The following is an 18,019-nucleotide window of genomic DNA, read 5'->3' on the forward strand; positions in this document are numbered from 1 at the left end:
GATGATGAAGGCTGCTGCCTTCAGCAATTCGCTCCCCACTCCCCTTTCGCGGGGCAGGTCGGCATGCCTGACTGATATGATGCAGGGGCTCACCGGGGCCGGGCGAGGCGTAGCGTAGCGTGACGTGGCGGCCTAAATCACTTCAGGGCGATTGATCCTAGGGAACGGTCTCGAGATCGGTCTGACGAAACTCATCATCTGTCGCGAGGATGGGAACGCGATAGAATTTGGCGCAGGCATAGTGGAGGCAGTCGCCCAGATTGAGACCAGAGCGGCCAGCACTAAATCGATGGGCCGCGTACAGCGCCAGCCGCGTCGTTTCGGCAGCAGCGGGCATGTCCCTCAGCTCAATCCCACGCTCATCCAGAAACTCGAGAATGACCTCCCCGGCTTTCTCTACTGATGTATTGAGTTTGTCCGGTCGAGCCAGGCCGATTGCAGCCTCCAGGATGGCGATCGGCGAGGTGAGCGCACTACTAGCCTTTGCAATCGCATCGGAGATGCGCTGCGCTTTCCTTTCATCCGAGAGAATCGCGATGATCGCGCAGGCGTCTAAGTACATCAGCGCTCGTCCCACATCTCGTCAAACACCTTGCGGGAAAGCGGCTTCTTAGCGACCCCGGTTGGCCCGACGCCATGTTTTTGCAGAAGGCGCGCTGCCGTCTCGCGAGGCGTTTCCTCCTGGCGTCGACGCTGGATCGCCTCTCTCATCGCGATGACGATGGCATCGGTAATCCCCACACCGGCGATATCAGCGAACTTGCGTGTGAGCGCATCAGCCTCAGCATTGTTGACGTTGATCGCCATTTCCACCTCGTGTAGATTTCTAACTATCAAAATGTAGATATCGCAATCCCACCTTGCAAGGAAAACAGGGGTGCCTGCCACAATGTCTGGACCGGCAAGCGCGCGATCAATTGGCGCGCTATAACGATGATTTCGAGCGGTGTTGCAGATGCCAGGGCCGGGCGAGCACCCGGCCCTGGTAAGGTTCACCAAGTTCAGGCCGCCTGCGCCAGCGTGTCCGGCTCCGCGCCCATGGCCCCTTCGTCCTGCTCGCTCGCCTCGACGGTTGGCGCGTCGGCGATCACCGCTTCCTCCGCCTGTGCCACGCCCATTTCGCCATTATCGAACCGCATCGCCGCAGGCAGCCAGGCGAGCGCGCGCGCCTTGATGTCCGCTTCGGCGATAATTTGGCCGGCGAACAGCTTCTCGGCGGATGCCGCCAGATCGAACTTGCGCGAGGACGCGTAACGGCTCTTTAGTTCGACGCCACCAATCTCCTCGAACAGCTTCAGAATCCCTGGCTTGGTGATCCGGTCGAAGAAGTTGCGCGCCGTCGGACGCCACCATGCCGCGACATCGATCCCCAGCTTCCGGCCAAGGTGAACGACGAACGAGCTTCCGGTCATTCCATCAGGCACCGCGTGCAGCGTGCGCGCCACTGCCCAGCCCAACCAAGCGGCTCGCGCCCCCTGGTCGAGTTCGCAAAAGGCATCGTAGCGATCCTCGACTTCCTTGTGGCTGATCCACGACCGGTTGAGTCCTTCGTCGAGCTTGGCCCAGGCCTCCGCCGCGGGCGTGCCGCTCTCGAAGCCATGCACCCGCGGGCTCGGCGCATTCGCGCGGAGCTCGCTCGGCATGCCGTGATAGCTGGTAAGCCGCGTGGCACTATCGACCATGATAAAGGTGCCGAGGTCGAGCGCGAAATGCGGATCGTTCGCGACGTGGACGGCAAGCAGCTCGGTCTTCATCATCGCCAGCTCATCGCTCAGCCGCTGGCTGAATTTGACCTGGACGGTGTCGTCCGTGTCGTCGTCGGCTTCGCTGTCGCCCTCACCAGTTTCACCGACCTCCGCATCGGCATCGGCCTCCGGCGCCGGCTCGACATAGAGCTGCTCATGGATGCGGGGCTGGCCATCAGCGCCGATCACGACATAGGCGATCGCCGCGGCACGCTGTTCGTCGCTGATGACCTCACCGGTATCGCCGATCGCCTCGAGCTCGCTTTCGAGCGCCTCGATCCGCTCGGTCTGTACGTCGGAATATTCATCGGCTTCCTCGGCGGCGGCCTCGATCTCGCTCAGCTCCGTTTCAATTTCCGACTTGCGCGCCGCTGAGTCCTCGCTGAGCGGTACGGGTTCGCCATGAATGCGGCCAAGCCCGCAGGTCGCCATATAAGGGACGTGGAGCGCAGGGACGACTCGAACTTCGGCAAAGCCCTCGCGTTCGCGCAGTGCGGCAGCGGCAGTCTGCAACCGCTCTTCAGCGAGACGATCGACAAGCTCGCCATCGAGCCAGATCTCGCTCGCCGCGTCAGTGAACAGATCGCCATCGATGCGGCCGCCGGCAGCTTCATACGCTTCCCGGCCGACCAGCAGCGCCTTGGGATCACTGCCCTTATAGCCACCGTCCACCAGCATGCGGCGGATTTCGTGGACGTTGGTGGCGTGATAGCCGGCGCCAAGACGCTCGAACACGCTGGCCTGCCGCGCCGTGTCTGAAGTGCTGGCGTACGCAATCGCGACATCGAGGGTGATGGACCCATCACGCAGTGCCTCGAACACAGGTTCTGCGAGACTCGCGAGGCGGAGGCGACCCCGGACGAAGCGTTCAGTTAGTCCAAAGCGCTTGGCGACATCGGCCGGCGTCTTGTTCTCGATGTCGATGATATCCTGAAATGCGCGACAGGCGTCGGCGGGGTTCATCTCGAGATTGAAGAAATTCTCGGAGAAGCTGATCTCAATCGAGTCCTTGGCGTCCTTCAGCACCAGGACGGGAATCTCGTAGTCGGCGGGGAAGATGCCCGCCGTCATATTTGCGTGGACGCCGTCGAGTCGGCGCCCTCCAGCAAGAATGCGGTAATGGCCTTTCTTCCGCGCCACCGGCAGGGCCACCAGGTTCTGGATCAGGCCATTCGCGGCGATATTGGCTGCCAGTTGGGCATCGGCCACCGGGTCGGACGACTTGCGCACATTGGATGGCGATTTGGCGCAGTTGGCCGCCTTGACGAAGATGATGTTGGTCATGAATTCGAACTCCAGTGCGGACGGCCTGACCTTCAGACCGCATGCCGCACCGGCCCCGCCTCCCTCTCCCCTTCCATCACAAGTGCATCGTTCCAGTCCTTCTGGCCAAACCAGGGCCAGATTGTCTCAATCACGATATCCAATCTGGCGTAGGCGTCCCGGGCCTTGCGCTCGGCGCGTCTGCCACTGAGATCAGCATCGGGCAGAAGGACCAGGCGTCGAACACTCGCGGGAATGGCTATGTGAGACAGGCGCTCGCCGCCCAGCGTCGCCCACACCGGGATGCCAAGCAGCCGAATGGCGGACAGCGCGGATTCGACACCTTCCGCCAGACCCAGCGCAGGACCTGCTGGTGCGAGTTGCACCGCACCTCTGAGCGGCCGACCCAGTGTCAGCTTCGGCCTGACAAGGCCGGTCGCCAGTCCAGCCCCGGCGGGATGGATGAACGAGCGTTGCACCGCCACGAGCGAGCTATCCTGGCGCACCGCGGCGATCAGGGCTGGCCGAAATCGAACTGCCGGTCTCCGGCCCAGGGGCGTCGAAGCATGGTAGCGCAAGGCCGATGAATTCGCGTCGAGCGTGCGGCCCGCGAGATAAAGGGCAGCCGGGGTACCGACGAGCGGCGCGGACTCGTTCCAGATCTTGCGGGCTTGGTCTGCGAACCCAGCTGATGGAATGCCCGGTTCGACGCGCATGCGAGATCGATCCGCTGGAACGGCAAGCCGGCGCTGCCGAATTTCGCGAATCACATCAGCGGTTTCGCAACCGGCAAAGCATTTGAAGAGCAGACTGACGGTGCCGACACGGACCGACAGGCTGGGCGTGCGATCGTCATGCGCGGGACAGTGACACATGGCCCCTCCCCGCCGCCAGCGGCCGCCAAGGCTGTGCAGAATGCGTGCGGCTGCTTCTTCAAGCTCGGGAATGGTGCGGACGATCGGCATAGGTGGCTCCTCGCCACCTCACTCCCCCTTCCCATTTACCGCTTCGAAACGACCCGATTTGAATGATTATCATTCTCAGTCCGCCACAGAATATGCTAGAATGCGTGGCTGGACTGGAGAGGAGGTAGTTTGCCCCCGACCGACGAGGCCGTCCAATGCACAGCAAGTTTTACGAAGACATCAATCGGTTTCTCTCCATCCAGGACAGTGGCCAGCTTCAAGAGCGTCTCGAAGCCGCCACGCACGACCTAGGCTTCAAATGGTATGCGATGGGGCACCATGTCGATCTTCGCGGCTCACCCGAGGACGCGCTGCGTCTCAGCAACTATCCCTCAGACTGGATCGAACACTCGCTGGCGGAACGCTTCTATGCCAGTGATCCGATCCATCGGGCCAGCACGCGGACCGCTACTGGCTTTCTGTGGTCGGAAGTCAGCTCGCTCATCGACCTGACCCGCCGTGACCACGACATTCTTCAAGCAGCAAGCCGGCACGGCCTTGGCGAGGGCTTCACCGTCCCAGCTCACGTCCCCGGCGAATATCGCGGCACTTGCTCATTTGGCACCACTTCGCTCGACGATCTCGGGCGTCGCGCATTGCCCTTGGCCAGCATGACCAGCAGCTACGCATTCGAAGCGGGGCGACGCATCCTGCGGGCGGAGCGGCGGACCGCAGAACCGAGCGGCGATGTCCCGCTTCTCACCGATCGACAGCGCGACGCGATCGTCCTCGTTGCGCGCGGAAAGGCGGATCCCGAGATCGCTCAGCTGCTCGGCATCTCGCAGGCCACCGCGCATGAGCACGTCGAAAATGCCCGCCGCGCCTATGGCCATGCCCAGCGCCCGTACTTGGTCGTCCGGGCGCTGTTCGATGGCCAGATATCGTTCAGTGAAGTGCTTCGCCGGTGAGCAACCCTCCGATCAGAGGGTGTCCGCTTTGCTCACTCTCCTAGAACTGAGCTGCCGCCACATGGCGGGAGCTAAACATGATCCAGATTATCAAAGGGAGCCGCGCGCTGGGTGCCTCTCCCATTCTCGACAACATGCACCGGGCGCGCAAACACGTGTTCGTCGATCTGCTGAAATGGAATGTGCCGGTCGTGCGAGGCGAGTTCGAACGCGACCAGTTTGACACCAGCGACGCGATCTATCTTGTAAGCACCGACGACAAAGCTGCGCACCTTGGGTCATTCCGGCTGCTGCCGACCGACCGGCCACACCTGCTGGGCGCGCTGTTCGCGGAATTGTGCGATGCGCCAGTTCCAACGGGGCCTGACATTCTCGAGATCACGCGGGGTTGCCTGTCACCACGGCTGCGCGCCGCGGAGCGGCTGCGCTTGCGCAATCGTTTGATCAGCGCGGCGGTGGATTATGCGCTCGACAACCACATCTCCGCTTTCACTTGTGTCGCCGATTCAGGCTGGCTTTCGCAGATCCTGGCGATGGGTTGGGATTGCGAGTTGCTCGGGATGCCGCGTCTCGTCAACGGGGTGACAACTGGCGCGCTGCGGATCGATATCGAACCCCGCACGGTCGATGTCCTCCGGCAGGCTGGCACCTATATCGCAAGCGGCCTCCGCAACGGCGCTGCCGCGTCGCTCGCTGCGTGAGGCGGGCGCGATGACGGTACAGCAGCAGCGCTTCTCGCCAGAAGCAGTCGCTTCGTGGTCCGCCGCGCTACGGCGCGACGGCTATTGCATCATCCCGGATGCGGTCGATACCAGCGCGGTCGACACCCTGGCCGGCGATCTGGCCGGCGCGTTCGAGACGACGCCTGCCGCCTCTGGCCCCTTTTACGGCCCATGGACCAAGCGTTTCCACGGGCTCCTTGGCCGCTCGGCGGAGATGGACAGCTTCGTGCGAGACCCCCTGATCCTGTCGATCGCCGAGGAGATCCTGCTGTCTGGATGCGAGGTAATTCAACTCAACCTCACTCAGGCGATCGAGATCATGCCTGGCGGTCGCGAGCAGCCGCCGCACCGCGATCAAGACATGTGGCCAGTCCGCCAGCCCGGCCTCGAATATCTCGTCAATGTAATGTGGCCGTTTACGCCCTATACGGCCGAGAATGGCGCCACGATCGTCTGGCCTGGCAGCCACCTGCGGCAGGATGAGATCGTACTCGATTCGAACGAGGCAATCGTCGCCGAGATGGCTCCGGGCAGCGCGCTGCTATTTCTCGGATCGACCTTGCATGCGGGTGGCGCCAACCGCACTACGGAGTCGCGGCGCGGCATGATCGTGAGCTACAGCCTTGGCTGGCTCAAACCCTACGAGCTGCCCTGGCTTGCTTATCCGCCCGAAATCGCACGAACCTTTCCTCGCGAGCTGGCGAAGCTGGCGGGTTATCGCTCCCACCGGCCAAATCTCGGTACCTTTGAGGGGCGCTGTGCCTCTGACCTGCTCTCCGAAGATGTCACTCCCAAAGGCGCAGTGGACGCCTTGCGACCGGAGCAGGAAGCGTTGATCGAGCAATATTATACCGGTCCGTTTGACGGTGGGCAGCATGGTTTCGCAGCTCCACCGCGCAAATGAGGCGCAGACCGCAGCGCGGCTGGACGGGCTTCGTGCGATCGCCAAGCTCACCTTGCGGTTGCACCAGACGATCGGCGGACGCATTGGCCAGGACCTGTTTTCAGCCCCGGCAGTCGACATGCTGTTCGACCTCTACATGCAGACGGACCGGCAGCCGATTTCATTGACCAGCCTGTGCGGGGCGTGTTCGGCGCCGCCCCGTACAGCGCTCAATACAATCAACCGGATGGTCGCGCGCGGCATGCTCGAACGATCGGCGGATCCGGATGACGGCCGTCGAATTCTAGTGTGCCTGTCGGGACAAGGCGTCGCATTGCTCGACGCTTGTTGCGCGGAACTTCGATCATTGTTGATCCAGTTCGGATCACGCTGAGGCTGCCGGACTTGCCCTGCGCAGTTCCTTGAGGCAGTCTTGACGCACGAAGCGGAAACTGCCGGCGGCCGCTTCATGGATTATCTCCGCCAGGCATCACGAGCGCTGAACCGCGAAGGTTCGCCGCAAGCATCGGCTCTCCTGTCGGCATCCCTTGGATGCTGTGCTCGTGTGTTTTTCGCGCACGCATGTCGAACGTATCGACGTGCCTCGCAACTCGGCCGGCGCCTGAGGCCATGCTCGATCCCGTCGGGCCGGCCCTGGGCGTTTCGTCTGAGGATGACCGCCGCCTCGCCGCGATCTATCGTGAGCGGGCGCCTCAACTCGTCCGCTATCTGCGCACGCGGCTGCGTGGGGGCGAAGGCGAGGACCTTGTACAGGACGCCTTTGCCCGCCTCGCTCGCCGCGGTTCGCTCAGCGCGTTGCAAAATCCCGAGGCGTATCTCAAGCGCATCATTCGCAATCTGCTCATCGACCGCAAACGCAGGGCCGCGGTTCGTCCGCAGCTTGTCGAACTGGATGGCAACCAACTGCATGTGCGGGCTGAACAATGCGACGGGATCGAGCTAGCGCAGTTGCAGGCAGAATATCGTAGCGCCGTGGAGAGCTTGCCGCCGCGCACGCGACAGGTCTTCCTTCTGCATCGAGTCGAGGGCCAGAGCATGAAGGATATCGCCGCTGATCTCGAGATCAGCACACGAACCGCTGAATGGCATGTTGCACAGGCGATCCTGAAAATCGGCGAGGCACTGGGCCGCCCATGACTGATCAGGCACGATCCGACGGGCCGGGGCGCGGCTCGCTCACCGAGGAAGCGGCAGTTTGGTTCGCTCGCATGCGCGGCCCCGATGCCGAGGCGCACCGGCCCGCCTTCGAGGCGTGGCTCGCACACGGGGCGCCGCATCGCAGCGCCTATAACCGCGCAGCCGAGATTTTCAGCATGGGCAAGTTTCTCGAGATCGAACGGTTCTCGCCAGTCCTCAACTACGGGGTCGAGGCGGAGGGGCGGCAGCCCTCGTTCTTCAGGCGGGGTGTGCTGGTCGCCAGTGTCGGGGTGCTCGCAATGCTCACCGCATGGTTTGCCGGCGGCCCGGCGCTGATCGGCATTGAACAGGCACCTGAGGTGGCTGAGCGGGTGTCAGCTGGAACCGCGGTCTATTTACAGACCGCCGCTGGCGAGAGCAGGATCGAGCGATTGGCTGACGGCTCGGTGGTGACGCTGGGCCCGGCAAGCCGGTTGCGTGCCCGCTTCGGCGTCATGCGCGAACTCACGCTCGACCAGGGACAGGCACGGTTTCAGGTCGCGCACGAGGTCCGGCCCTTCGTCGTTGACGCGCGAGGCACGCTGGTAACTGCCAGGGGCACGGTGTTCGACGTGAGCATCGGCGCTCAGCAGCGGGTGACGGTTCGCCTGCTCCAGGGCCTGATCGACGTCGAACGCCCGATCCGCAGTGCGAAGCCGGTAGTCGAGCGATTGCGGCCCGGCCAATCACTCGTGATCGATATGCTGTCAGCGGGCGTTTCCAGCGGCACCTCGCCGGTCGATTCGCGAGGCGCGGCGTTTTCAGCGCCGAGAGTCCAGTATCATGCTGGCGTTCGGGAATTCGAAGCTGCTCGACTGGGCGATCTGGTCGCCGAAGCGAACCGTTTGGCCCGCATTCCGATCTGGCTCGCCGATCCTGAGCTGGGTAACCTCAAGGTCTCGGGACGGTTCGATCCTAAGGACAGCATCGTGCTGGCCACGCGAGCCGCCACGATCTTTGATCTCGAGATCGATCGCAGCGATCCTTCGCGGATCGTCCTGGCGTCGCGTCGATAAGTCGCAAGGCCCGTACAATCTTTGATTTACCCCGCATTCGCTCGAAAGCCGCGCTTTGCAGGGTAAATGTTGATTTTAGCCATTAGCCCCGAGCGAAATCCCCAAAAGAAGCCTAGGGACGAGAGACAAGGCATGGCCTTGCTTAATGCGGTCTGGCAGACGATGACGCATTATGCACTCGATAGCGGCTTCCGAGACGAACTGCCTCAGGAGCTTCTACCCCATTTCGATCGCTGGGACGGGCAGAATCCTGCGCGATGAGATGAACGCGATCAAATGTCTGAAGACTTCCAATGCCTGATAGCGATGCCATCGAGGCCGCGCTGCGGCCGCTTCTCGACGCGTTCTACGCCAAGGTGCGCCAAGATGCGCTGATCGGGCCGGTGTTCATCGAAGCAGTACATGACTGGCCCGAGCATCTGGCGCGGATCGCCGATTTCTGGTCGTCCGTCATGCTGTCGAGCGGCCGCTACAAGGGTGATCCCGTCGCCAAGCATATGGCGCATGCATCGCGGCTCACGCCAGAGATGTTCGACCGTTGGCTCGCTATTTGGGCGGAGACCACGAACGACTTGCTGGCGCCGCCCGTGGCCCAGGCGCTGCAGGGCAAGGCAAGGCGCATCGCCGAAAGCCTGCAGCTCGCGATCCGCTACCCGTCTCCGACGCAAAGGGAGCTGATGAAACGCTCGCACCACGACACACGCTGATTGTCTCCCAAGTGCAGGCCTGGCGGCAGCCCGGCACTCGCTAGTTTTTTTTGATCGCCAACCCCGTAGTTCGCGTCTGCCTGCGTCCTTTCCGACAGCGCTCAATTTGGAAGCGTGTTGACGGGGGACCTCAAATGGACACGACCTTACAGCGGCGGCTTCTCGCAAGTGCTGCCTACGCACTCATCCTAACTGCCACCGTGGCGGGCGCGCAAGGCGGACCGCGCCAGTCATATGTCATCGAGGCAGGGGATTTGGGCAGCGCGCTGCAAAAGGTCGCGCGCCAGTCCGGCAAGGAGATCCTGTTCTCGGCCGATGCAGTGGCCGGCAAAGAAGTCCCGGCGCTGAGCGGCACTTACACGGCGGAGGACGCGGTTCGGCGGCTGCTTCGCGGATCTGGTCTGATCGCCACGTTCGACGAACGCGGGATTACGATCCGGGGGCGATCGGAAGCGCCGGACGAAGCAGCCGAGCGTCCGGCGGACACGGACGGGATCGTCGTGACGGGATCACGGATCGGCGGCCCCACACTGATGTCCCCTACGATCATCCTCAAACAGCGCGAGATCGCCGATGCAGGCTTTTCCAACCTGGGCGACCTGATCAGATCGATTCCACAGAACTTCTCGGGCGGACAAAACCCCACGGTTGCCGGCGGCGGCAATCAGGGCGGCACCAACCAGAACACGACCTCGTCCTCCACCCTGAACCTGCGCGGGCTCGGCCAGGATGCAACGCTGACGCTGCTCAACGGCCATCGCTTGCCCTATGATGCGGTGTCCCAAGGCGTCGATATCTCGGCCATACCGCTCGCGGCACTCGACCGGATCGAAATCGTGACCGATGGCGCGTCGGCGATTTATGGCTCGGACGCAGTCGCCGGCGTCGCAAACATCATCCTGAAGCGCAGCTTCGATGGCGTGCAGGCCTCTGCTCGCCTTGGCCTGTCGACCGATGGCGGCAACGAGCAACAGCAATATTCGCTGGCGACCGGCACCGACTGGCAGTCCGGAGGCTTTCTCGTGAGCGGCGACTTCAGCCGCTCAACATCGATTCTGGCCGGTGATCGCAAATTCACACGCGTGCTCCACCCGACCGCGACGCTGGTCCCAAGCCTGAAGCAATATACCGCGATCCTGAGCGGCTATCAGCAACTCGGGAATGCCGCCCGCTTCGAAATCGATGCCACCTACATGCATCGCGACTCCCGCCTCCAGCTGGCCTCGTCGACCACGGCCAGCTATTTGACGAACGGCGCCCTTGCTCAGCCGAAGATTACCAGCTTCTCGGTGTCGCCGTCATTGGCATTCGAGATCGCCCCCGGCTGGGAAGGCTATGTCGAGGGCACCTATGGCGAGAGCCGCACGGCGGTGCGGACAGGCGTCTATTCTGCCGGGAACCTGATCCAGACGGCGCTCGTCGACTATAACAACATCCTCAAGGCCGGCGAAGCCGGGTTCACGGGAACGCTCCTGTCGCTGCCGGGCGGCCCACTCAAGATCGCGCTAGGCGGTGGCTTCCGCTCCAATACGCTCGACTTGTTCACGCGTTCGATCGTTGCGGGCACGCAGCGCGTATCGGCCGATTTCATCCGCTCGCGCGACAGCCGCTATGGCTTTGCCGAACTTCGCACGCCGCTCATCGAACCTGACAATGCGATGAGTTTCATTCACCGGCTGACGCTCAGCGGCGCGATCCGCTACGAACATTATGATGGCTTCGGTGGAGTCGCGACCCCCAAGGTTGGCATCCTTTATTCACCCGTGCGTGACATCGACCTGAAGGCCAGCTGGGGCCGGTCGTTCAAGTCGCCCACCCTGTTCCAGGAGTTCCAGTACAAGTTCGTGGCGCTGCGGCTGGCCACGGCATATGGCACATCGACCTTCCCATCCGGATCCACCGTGCTGCACGTCACGGGCGGCAATCCGGAGGGTCTCCAGCCGGAGCGCGCCCAGAACCTGAACTTCACGCTTGCATGGCGCCCAGCTTTTCTGCCGGGCGCCGTGATCGAAGCCAGCTATTTCGATGTCGATTACAAGGACCGGATCGTCGCGCCGATCAGCTCGTCGCTCGGTCTGTTCGCCGATCCGAACTACGCCCATCTGATCACACGGACACCGACAGCCGAGCAGGTCGCGGCGACGTTAGCCGATGCCCCGGCGGGACTGTCGAACCAGGCCGGCGTGCCATTCGACGCTTCGCGGGTTGTGGCAATTGTCGATGGCCGTCAGCGCAACTCCTCGCGGCAGGCGATCAAGGGCGTCGATCTGAGCCTCCGCTATATGTTCGGTATCGGATCGACCAGCACGCTCACGCTGCTCGGCAGCGGCAGCTATATCGAAAGCGAGCAGATACTGGTGGCAGGCCAGCCCACGGTTCAGCTCGCGGGAACGATCTTTCGAGCTCCGCACTGGCGCGCCCGCGGCGGCATGAGCTGGCAGGATGGCGGTCTCACCGTCACCTCTTACCTCAACTATGTCGGCGGGACGCAAGATCGCCGGATCACCCCGTTCGCCGATGTCGGATCCTTCACGACGCTCGATGCCACGATCACCTATCGCGTCAATGCCGAACGGTCGCCGTTCCATCAGCTCGAACTGGCGCTTGCCGCGTCGAATTTGCTGAACTCGCCGCCTGATCTCATCCGCCAGTCGCTGGCGATCGATCCGACTTATGACTCGACCAACTACTCGCCGGTCGGCCGCTTCTTCAGCCTGACGGTGCGCAAGACATGGTGATGGAAGCGCAAACTTGCCTGCGCACAAGCCTCAGCGCCGTTCTTCTCGGCACTTTGATCGCCGCGACGCCGGCTGTCGCCAAGTGCGAGGATATCGTACCGCCTGAGCAGGTCGCCATGTCACGCCGTGACATCGTGCCCCTGGACCTTGTGCGATTGCGCGATATCGGCACGACAGCCGACATGATGGGGAACGGGAGCGCGATCGGGATATCGCCCGATGGCACCAAGCTCGCCGTCCAGTTGCGCCGTGCCGAGCCGACGACCAACAGCTACTGCCATGCGCTCATCGTGATTGATCTCGCCAAGCCGTCCACGCCGCGCGTGATCGATCGCGGCGGCGACTATATCCGGTATCGCTTCCAGAGGGGGCCAATCGCCTATTACACTGCCGGTGACCCGTTGCTCATCGAACCGACATGGTCGCCCGATGGTCGTCATGTTGCGTTCCTCAAACGGGTGTCCGATCATGTTCAGGTCTGGATTGCCGCATCGGACGGATCAGGCAGCCGCCAATTGACGAACGCGCCCGTTGATGTGGAGGCGTTCGACTGGGTCGAGGGTGGGCAGGCGGTGACGTTTCAAGCACGCCCGAAGCGTATCGAAGCCCTTCGCGAGCTCGATTCGGAAGGCCTGACTGGCTTCGTCTATGACAAGCGCTGGTCGCCCATTGCACGGAACAAGCCTTCACATCGCGAGCCAACCGACACGCTGATCGAAACGATCAGTTTGGACGGTAGACTCAGGCCAGCAACCCCTGTTGAGCAGCGTTCGATCACTGAAAAGCAGGAGCGGCCCGACGGGGCATACTGGCTCTCAACGAGTGCCAGTGGCGCCGCCTGGTCGTCCCCGCGCGACCGCAGTCGCTCATATGTCGATGGCGCACTGAACATCCGCTTCAAATCCGGCGAAATGATCGGATGCACGGCCGACAGTTGTGAGGGGCGCTTTAACGGCCTGTCGTTGAGCGAAGATGGCAAGAACTTGCTCTTCCTGCGCCGGACTGGCTGGGCCAACAGCCAGGATGCGCTCTACATCTGGCACCCGGGGAAAGGATTGCCGCGGCATCTGCTGACCACGCGCGATCGCTTCCTGGGATGCCGATGGGCAAGGCAGCGGATCATCTGCACGCTTGAGCAGTCCTCCCGCCCACGTCGGATTGTAAGCCTTGACTCGGCCACTGGCTCGATCAGCGAGATCTTCGATCCCAATCCCGAGTTTCGGCACCTGCGGCTTGGACCTGTCGAACGCCTTGAGTGGCGCAACAACCGAAACGTGCCGGTTTATGCGGATCTGGTCCTGCCACTATCGCGCAAACCAGGCGAGCGCGTCCCGCTCATCATCGTTCAGTATCGCACGCGCGAGTTCCTGCGTGGGGGAACAGGCGATGAATATCCAATCTTTGCCTTGGCCGCGCAGGGTTTTGCCGTACTCAGCTTCGAGCGGCCGACACAGCTCTCGCTGATGCAGCCGACAAAGAACCATGTCGAGCGGGCGAAGCTCGATTACGGTGACTGGGCCGATCGAAAGAGCGTCATGTCGGCGTTCGCATCGGGCATCGAACTGCTCGATCGCCGCGGTCTGATCGACCCCAAGCGAGTGGGCATCACTGGCCTCAGCGATGGCGCCGTGTCGGCCAAATACGCCATGCTCAACAGTCGCCTCTTTGCTGCAGCCGCACTGAGCGGGTGCTGTACCGAACCAAAGACCCACGCGCCGCTGCTCGGTCAGAACGGTTGGGATAATCTGCGGACGTATCTCTACCCCCGATATATCGATGACGCTCCGGCGTTCTGGAACACATTCTCGATCGCGAGAAACGCGGAACGATTTCGGACGCCGCTGCTGGTCCAGGCATCAGATGACGAGTATCTCGCTGCGCTGGAGACGTTTACGTCGCTGCGAGAGGCGGGCGGCATCATGGATCTCATCGTCTTCCCCGATGAGCATCATATGAAATGGCAGCCGGCGCACCGCCTTGCCATGTACAATCGCTACATTGCGTGGTTCAGCTTCTGGCTTAAGGGCGATGCCGGCCTGTATGCGCGGCCTGAAGATTTGGAACGGTGGCGCGAGCTGCGTGACCGAGCGGGCAAAGCCGAACCTAGCTGAGGCAATTGCGGGCCCAGGATTCCGCATCGCTCAGCGTCAGGATGCGCACATAGGCATCCCCTTGCTCGTCGACCGGGCGCTGGAAGAAGGCTTCGATTGCTGAGCGATCGATGAGCTTGCGAGCGCTCAACTCGCCGTCCAACAGCTGCTCCTTGATCGCCGTTCGGTAGCGATCGACGATCTGCCGGTAGAAGGCGCCCGGTCCTCCTTTCGTACGTCGGTCGCATATCGCCTCGGGAAGCATGTTGGCGAAGGCATCTCGGGCGGCCGCCCGGTCTCGGCCGCCCTCAACCCACTGCCAGGTCTGGATCGCCAAGCACAGTTCAACGATCGGTTGCGCCAGCATCGGCGTGATCAACTCGATCGGCTCGGCGCGAGGAAAGCCTTCGCTGAAATTCTGCGGGCGCAGCAGCGCTGCAATGTGAGCGGCCCGCCCCGGCAAAGCGCCGGCAGGTGCAGCAAGCCAGCTATGGTGCGCCTCCGCAGACCCTTGCGCAGCCGCCAGCTCGGGATGAACAAAGCGCAGATCGCTCGCCCAATGATAACGGGCAGCGCTCTTGGGTATTTTGCGGAGCGCCCGCGACACGGCCTCCCACACGCTGCATCCCGTCAGTTCGCAAATGTCCGCGACGGTACGCCATGCGCCTATCCGCTGTCCCCTTGACTTCAACCGGTCAGCGATCGGCGTGGCGGACTGCGTGAAACAGAATACATTGTCGCCGCCATTTCCGGAGAAGACCGCTTCGGCCGAGATTTCGTTTGCGAGGCGGCGGTTGGCCTCGTCAAAAGCCTGGCGCCCCGGAGAGCCAACCGGTCGTGGTAAATGAAGCGCGCTTGAGCGGGTGATCGCGATGTCGTCCAGCCTGTAGGACCTGTCGACCAGTTCCAGCTCGACGTGATCGGCGACGATCCTGGCGAAACCGCGTTCGTCCCCTTCCGGCCCTGGTGAAACCAGATTGAAGCAGACTGTGTTCGTGCCAGCCAGCGCCGCCGCGACGATCGAGGAATCGACGCCGCCGGAAAGGCAAAGCTGGATTCGCGAAAATTCACTGGCGAGCGCACGAACGGTACCGACCACGGCAGCTTGGAGCGCATCGCGAAGATCGGATCGATGCAGACCAGTCGGTCGCACGTAGTTCCAGGGTGACCAATGCTGCCTCAACGCCGCATATTTCGCGCCGCCGACACCAAGAGCCCAGCCTTGAGGGATCTCGTACACATCGCGGACCACCGTCTTTGTGCATCGAAGCGCGGGTCGCAGCAGGCATGCAGCCATCGCATCCCAATTGATCGTCGGAACGACGACGCCCGCCGCGATGGCCAGATCGAGGTCCGAGAACAGGAAGATTTCGTCAGCGGTCTCGCGAACATAGCATGGGATCGCGCCGCTGGGATCTCGATAGACCTGCACCGATCCCAGCGCGCATCGCGATATGGTGACATATTGTCCCCAATACCGGTCTGTAAGCAGCGTCGGCAGACCATCATGCTGCTCGAAAGTTCGATCCAGCGCCCTAACCCGTTCGGGTTGATCCGATCGAGTGAACAACCGGCCAAGCACGAAAGCTCGGCCGGATGCGGTGTTCATCACCGAAGCTGTATCGTTAGTCCAGAGCGTCAATTGCGCGGGCGTTGGCACAGGCTTAAGGCCGAGTGCCGCCAACCGAGTGGGTCCGACAGAGATGCCTCTGCCATTGCGGCGCTCGATGACGGCGAGGAAGCGAAGCGTCATTAGACGGCCAGAATTGGCCGATAGTGCGCGACCCGCTCCTGCTTGTCGCCGATCACCATGTCGCCAAGCTGGACCCAGGCATGCGCCGTGAACGGATAGTCGCGGACACCCATGATGAAAGTTGGGCGGTGGCCGCTTCGAATTAGCAGGTCGAACAGTCCGACGGACTTCATCAGGCAGCGCTGATGCGGGGAGATTATCAGATCAGCGGCTCGATGGGCCGCGGCAACATCTTCGATCGCTCGACTCCGGGTGCCCGGACAGGTGTGCATTCGCGCGGCAATGATCGTAGCCAACCCGCCGCGGCGCAGTTGATGTTGCGCGCGAAGTTGCAGCATCGTTGCGAGGCAAATGAGGTCCAGTGAAGGGACTCCTTTTTTGCTAAGGTCGCGCGTCGCCTTGGCGGCGATGGTCTCGCCCAGCGGGCGTGAAGGATCTTGGCTGAGGCACAGCAAGCCTTGGTTGAGCAGCGGCTGGAGCCTGGCCTCGTCGGATCCCAGCAAAGATGTTCCGTTGATCGCCCGAACCAGCGCCTGCGTCGTCTCAGGCGAAGCGGCGAAATAGCGGTCACGCTCGACGTCGAGGAAGATGGAGCGCTCGCCCAGCAAGCAGAAATGGACACCATCTGGACTGGTGAGATGCATGAGCGGGCGCTCCGGAAAAGAGGCGCACGGCTAGCACCGTGCGCCCGCTCGATCAGTCGTCGGAAAGGCCGGCTTCGAGCTTCTGCAGGCCGAACTCGTCCGGCTCACCGACAACCGGGATGCCCTTCGTTTCTTCGCTGGCGATGCCCAGCTCGAACACTTCCTTCTGCATGGTACTTCTCCTTGCATTGCCTGACGGAATGTCGGCAATCGCAAGTGTAAGCCTGCGGAAGGCTGCTCCCGCTGAATATTCCGCGCAAATTCTGCCGAGTATACGCGGCGGCCGGGCGTAAATTACTGCTTCACTATGTCATCACGCAGCTTACCGGCGCTTGAGCTCTTTGAATATCGTTCCGACATGGTCAATTCGACGCCGATGATATGCAATGATGCGCCTTCGAAGGTTCGTCCGTACGTCGATATTGCCATTTCGCAGGAAGGTACGAAGCTCCCTGTCAGAGTCGTCGAACAGGCGGGCCTCGGCGAGTCGTGAATAATGAAGCCGCTCGCTCATACGCTGGATCTGACCGGGGAACTCCGCATTGCCGGTCGCTTCACCGATCGCGCGGAACAGGATTGCGGTGAACGCTGCATGGTCGCCGGGGGCTGAACCAGGCATTCGATCCCGAAAGAAGCGCAGTGATGCACGCAGCATGGCCGTGTCGACAAAACGCAATGTTCCGAGCAGGTGCTGAGCGTTCCAGATATAGAGGCCAGCCAGCGTGTCGAGTTCTGGGCAGATGACGCGGATACCGCCGTCGGGATGGGCTTCGAGGAGTTGCTCGCCCACCATGCGCTGGATGGCCTCCCGCACCGGCGTGGTGCTCGCGCGATGCCGATCAGCCACTGCATGCAGGTCCAGGCGCATGCCGGCATGGAACATCCCATCGAGATATTCTTCCTTGAGCGCGCGGTAGACGCGTTCCTGCGTGCTGCCCTCGAACGACATGTCATCCGGACGCTGCGAAGGGCGTCCGCCATTTCGGCGTCAGCGCCGCGGTCAGTTGTTCGAGCTGGCGCTTGGCGATGATTTCGACGCAGAGCCGTTCGAACTCCCGCAGATCGCCGGCCGCAAGCTGCCGCGGGAACGCCATCTTCTGGCTGGCAAACATGAGCGGGATCAGGATGTGGCCGGTCGAGATATCGAGCTGATAGGCGCAGCGCAGATGATCATCGAGCCGCACCTTAGGGTTGCCCGACTCGATTTCGCGGAGCCAGCGCACGCCGATGCCGAGCGCCTTGGCGAGTTCGCGCTGGGTAATCCCTTCGCGCTTGCGCGCCTCTTCAATGCGCCGGCCCGATCGTTCCTTCACGAAATCGAGTGGAGCTTCGTCATCATAAGCTTCGCGACTAAACGACATCTTCGCGCCTCCTCAGTGGAGTACGCC

18 protein-coding genes are annotated in these 18,019 nt (G+C 62.4%); 9 read left to right on the forward strand and 9 right to left on the reverse strand.

All coding sequences use genetic code 11. From position 1 onward, the window contains the following. Window positions 1-157: 157 nt before the first annotated feature. From ACO05N_RS15020 to ACO05N_RS15035, 4 genes are all read right to left on the reverse strand, one after another. Entirely contained in the window at window positions 158-562 is a 405-nt protein-coding gene (locus tag ACO05N_RS15020) for a type II toxin-antitoxin system VapC family toxin (RefSeq protein WP_069319561.1), read from the reverse strand. Beyond that, entirely contained in the window at window positions 562-807 is a 246-nt protein-coding gene (locus ACO05N_RS15025; RefSeq protein WP_069319560.1) for a type II toxin-antitoxin system VapB family antitoxin, read from the reverse strand. Before ACO05N_RS15025 ends, ACO05N_RS15020 begins: the two co-directional genes overlap by 1 nt. Before the next feature lie 194 nt (window positions 808-1,001). Beyond that, complete coding sequence (locus ACO05N_RS15030) at window positions 1,002-3,029, reverse strand: ParB/RepB/Spo0J family partition protein (protein ID WP_422057857.1); 2,028 nt, start codon at window positions 3,027-3,029, stop codon at window positions 1,002-1,004. 32 nt (window positions 3,030-3,061) lie between these two features. Then, window positions 3,062-3,973 carry a DUF7146 domain-containing protein gene (locus ACO05N_RS15035; protein ID WP_069319558.1) on the reverse strand — a complete coding sequence of 304 codons (912 nt, stop codon included), beginning with the start codon at window positions 3,971-3,973 and terminating at the stop codon, window positions 3,062-3,064. A 155-nt stretch (window positions 3,974-4,128) separates the two neighbouring features. On the opposite strand from ACO05N_RS15035, the gene ACO05N_RS15040 reads away from it, so the two are divergent. The 9 genes from ACO05N_RS15040 to ACO05N_RS15080 all read left to right on the forward strand — a co-directional run bounded on the left by ACO05N_RS15040 (window position 4,129) and on the right by ACO05N_RS15080 (window position 14,255). Beyond that, entirely contained in the window at window positions 4,129-4,881 is a 753-nt protein-coding gene (locus ACO05N_RS15040) for a helix-turn-helix transcriptional regulator (protein ID WP_422057858.1), read from the forward strand. Window positions 4,882-4,958: 77 nt separating this feature from the next. Further along, window positions 4,959-5,582 (forward strand): acyl-homoserine-lactone synthase, encoded by a 624-nt coding sequence (locus ACO05N_RS15045; protein ID WP_069319556.1) that lies wholly within the window; start codon window positions 4,959-4,961, stop codon window positions 5,580-5,582. A gap of 10 nt (window positions 5,583-5,592) precedes the next feature. After that, window positions 5,593-6,507 carry a phytanoyl-CoA dioxygenase family protein gene (locus tag ACO05N_RS15050; protein ID WP_422057859.1) on the forward strand — a complete coding sequence of 305 codons (915 nt, stop codon included), beginning with the start codon at window positions 5,593-5,595 and terminating at the stop codon, window positions 6,505-6,507. Further along, window positions 6,479-6,880 carry a MarR family winged helix-turn-helix transcriptional regulator gene (locus tag ACO05N_RS15055; RefSeq protein WP_069319554.1) on the forward strand — a complete coding sequence of 134 codons (402 nt, stop codon included), beginning with the start codon at window positions 6,479-6,481 and terminating at the stop codon, window positions 6,878-6,880. Before ACO05N_RS15050 ends, ACO05N_RS15055 begins: the two co-directional genes overlap by 29 nt. Before the next feature lie 236 nt (window positions 6,881-7,116). Further along, window positions 7,117-7,644 (forward strand): RNA polymerase sigma factor, encoded by a 528-nt coding sequence (locus ACO05N_RS15060; RefSeq protein WP_069319553.1) that lies wholly within the window; start codon window positions 7,117-7,119, stop codon window positions 7,642-7,644. Beyond that, complete coding sequence (locus tag ACO05N_RS15065; RefSeq protein WP_422057860.1) at window positions 7,641-8,699, forward strand: FecR family protein; 1,059 nt, start codon at window positions 7,641-7,643, stop codon at window positions 8,697-8,699. Before ACO05N_RS15060 ends, ACO05N_RS15065 begins: the two co-directional genes overlap by 4 nt. 293 nt (window positions 8,700-8,992) lie before the next feature. Continuing rightward, window positions 8,993-9,406 carry a group III truncated hemoglobin gene (locus tag ACO05N_RS15070; protein ID WP_069319551.1) on the forward strand — a complete coding sequence of 138 codons (414 nt, stop codon included), beginning with the start codon at window positions 8,993-8,995 and terminating at the stop codon, window positions 9,404-9,406. 134 nt (window positions 9,407-9,540) lie between these two features. After that, window positions 9,541-12,144, forward strand: coding sequence for a TonB-dependent receptor (locus tag ACO05N_RS15075; RefSeq protein ID WP_069319550.1), 2,604 nt, complete (start codon window positions 9,541-9,543; stop codon window positions 12,142-12,144). Further along, window positions 12,138-14,255: an Atxe2 family lasso peptide isopeptidase gene (locus ACO05N_RS15080; protein WP_079246945.1), complete on the forward strand. Its 2,118-nt coding sequence runs from the start codon at window positions 12,138-12,140 to the stop codon at window positions 14,253-14,255. Before ACO05N_RS15075 ends, ACO05N_RS15080 begins: the two co-directional genes overlap by 7 nt. On the opposite strand, the gene ACO05N_RS15085 is transcribed toward ACO05N_RS15080, so the two are convergent. The 5 genes from ACO05N_RS15085 to ACO05N_RS15105 all read right to left on the reverse strand — a co-directional run bounded on the left by ACO05N_RS15085 (window position 14,248) and on the right by ACO05N_RS15105 (window position 17,992). After that, entirely contained in the window at window positions 14,248-15,987 is a 1,740-nt protein-coding gene (locus ACO05N_RS15085; RefSeq protein ID WP_422057861.1) for an asparagine synthase-related protein, read from the reverse strand. The genes ACO05N_RS15080 and ACO05N_RS15085 overlap by 8 nt on opposite strands. Continuing rightward, window positions 15,987-16,631 carry a lasso peptide biosynthesis B2 protein gene (locus tag ACO05N_RS15090; RefSeq protein ID WP_069319548.1) on the reverse strand — a complete coding sequence of 215 codons (645 nt, stop codon included), beginning with the start codon at window positions 16,629-16,631 and terminating at the stop codon, window positions 15,987-15,989. Before ACO05N_RS15090 ends, ACO05N_RS15085 begins: the two co-directional genes overlap by 1 nt. Before the next feature lie 52 nt (window positions 16,632-16,683). Continuing rightward, window positions 16,684-16,803 carry a benenodin family lasso peptide gene (locus tag ACO05N_RS15095; protein ID WP_119184548.1) on the reverse strand — a complete coding sequence of 40 codons (120 nt, stop codon included), beginning with the start codon at window positions 16,801-16,803 and terminating at the stop codon, window positions 16,684-16,686. Window positions 16,804-16,953: 150 nt separating this feature from the next. Then, complete coding sequence (locus ACO05N_RS15100) at window positions 16,954-17,580, reverse strand: GntR family transcriptional regulator (RefSeq protein WP_069319547.1); 627 nt, start codon at window positions 17,578-17,580, stop codon at window positions 16,954-16,956. A gap of 1 nt (window position 17,581) precedes the next feature. Next, a complete protein-coding gene (locus tag ACO05N_RS15105; RefSeq protein ID WP_079246943.1) occupies window positions 17,582-17,992 on the reverse strand; it encodes a helix-turn-helix domain-containing protein in 411 nt (136 codons plus the stop codon). Between the last annotated feature and the right edge of the window lie 27 nt (window positions 17,993-18,019).

Origin of the sequence: Sphingomonas sp. (assembly GCF_965227385.1) — a bacterium.
Classification (GTDB): domain Bacteria; phylum Pseudomonadota; class Alphaproteobacteria; order Sphingomonadales; family Sphingomonadaceae; genus Sphingomonas.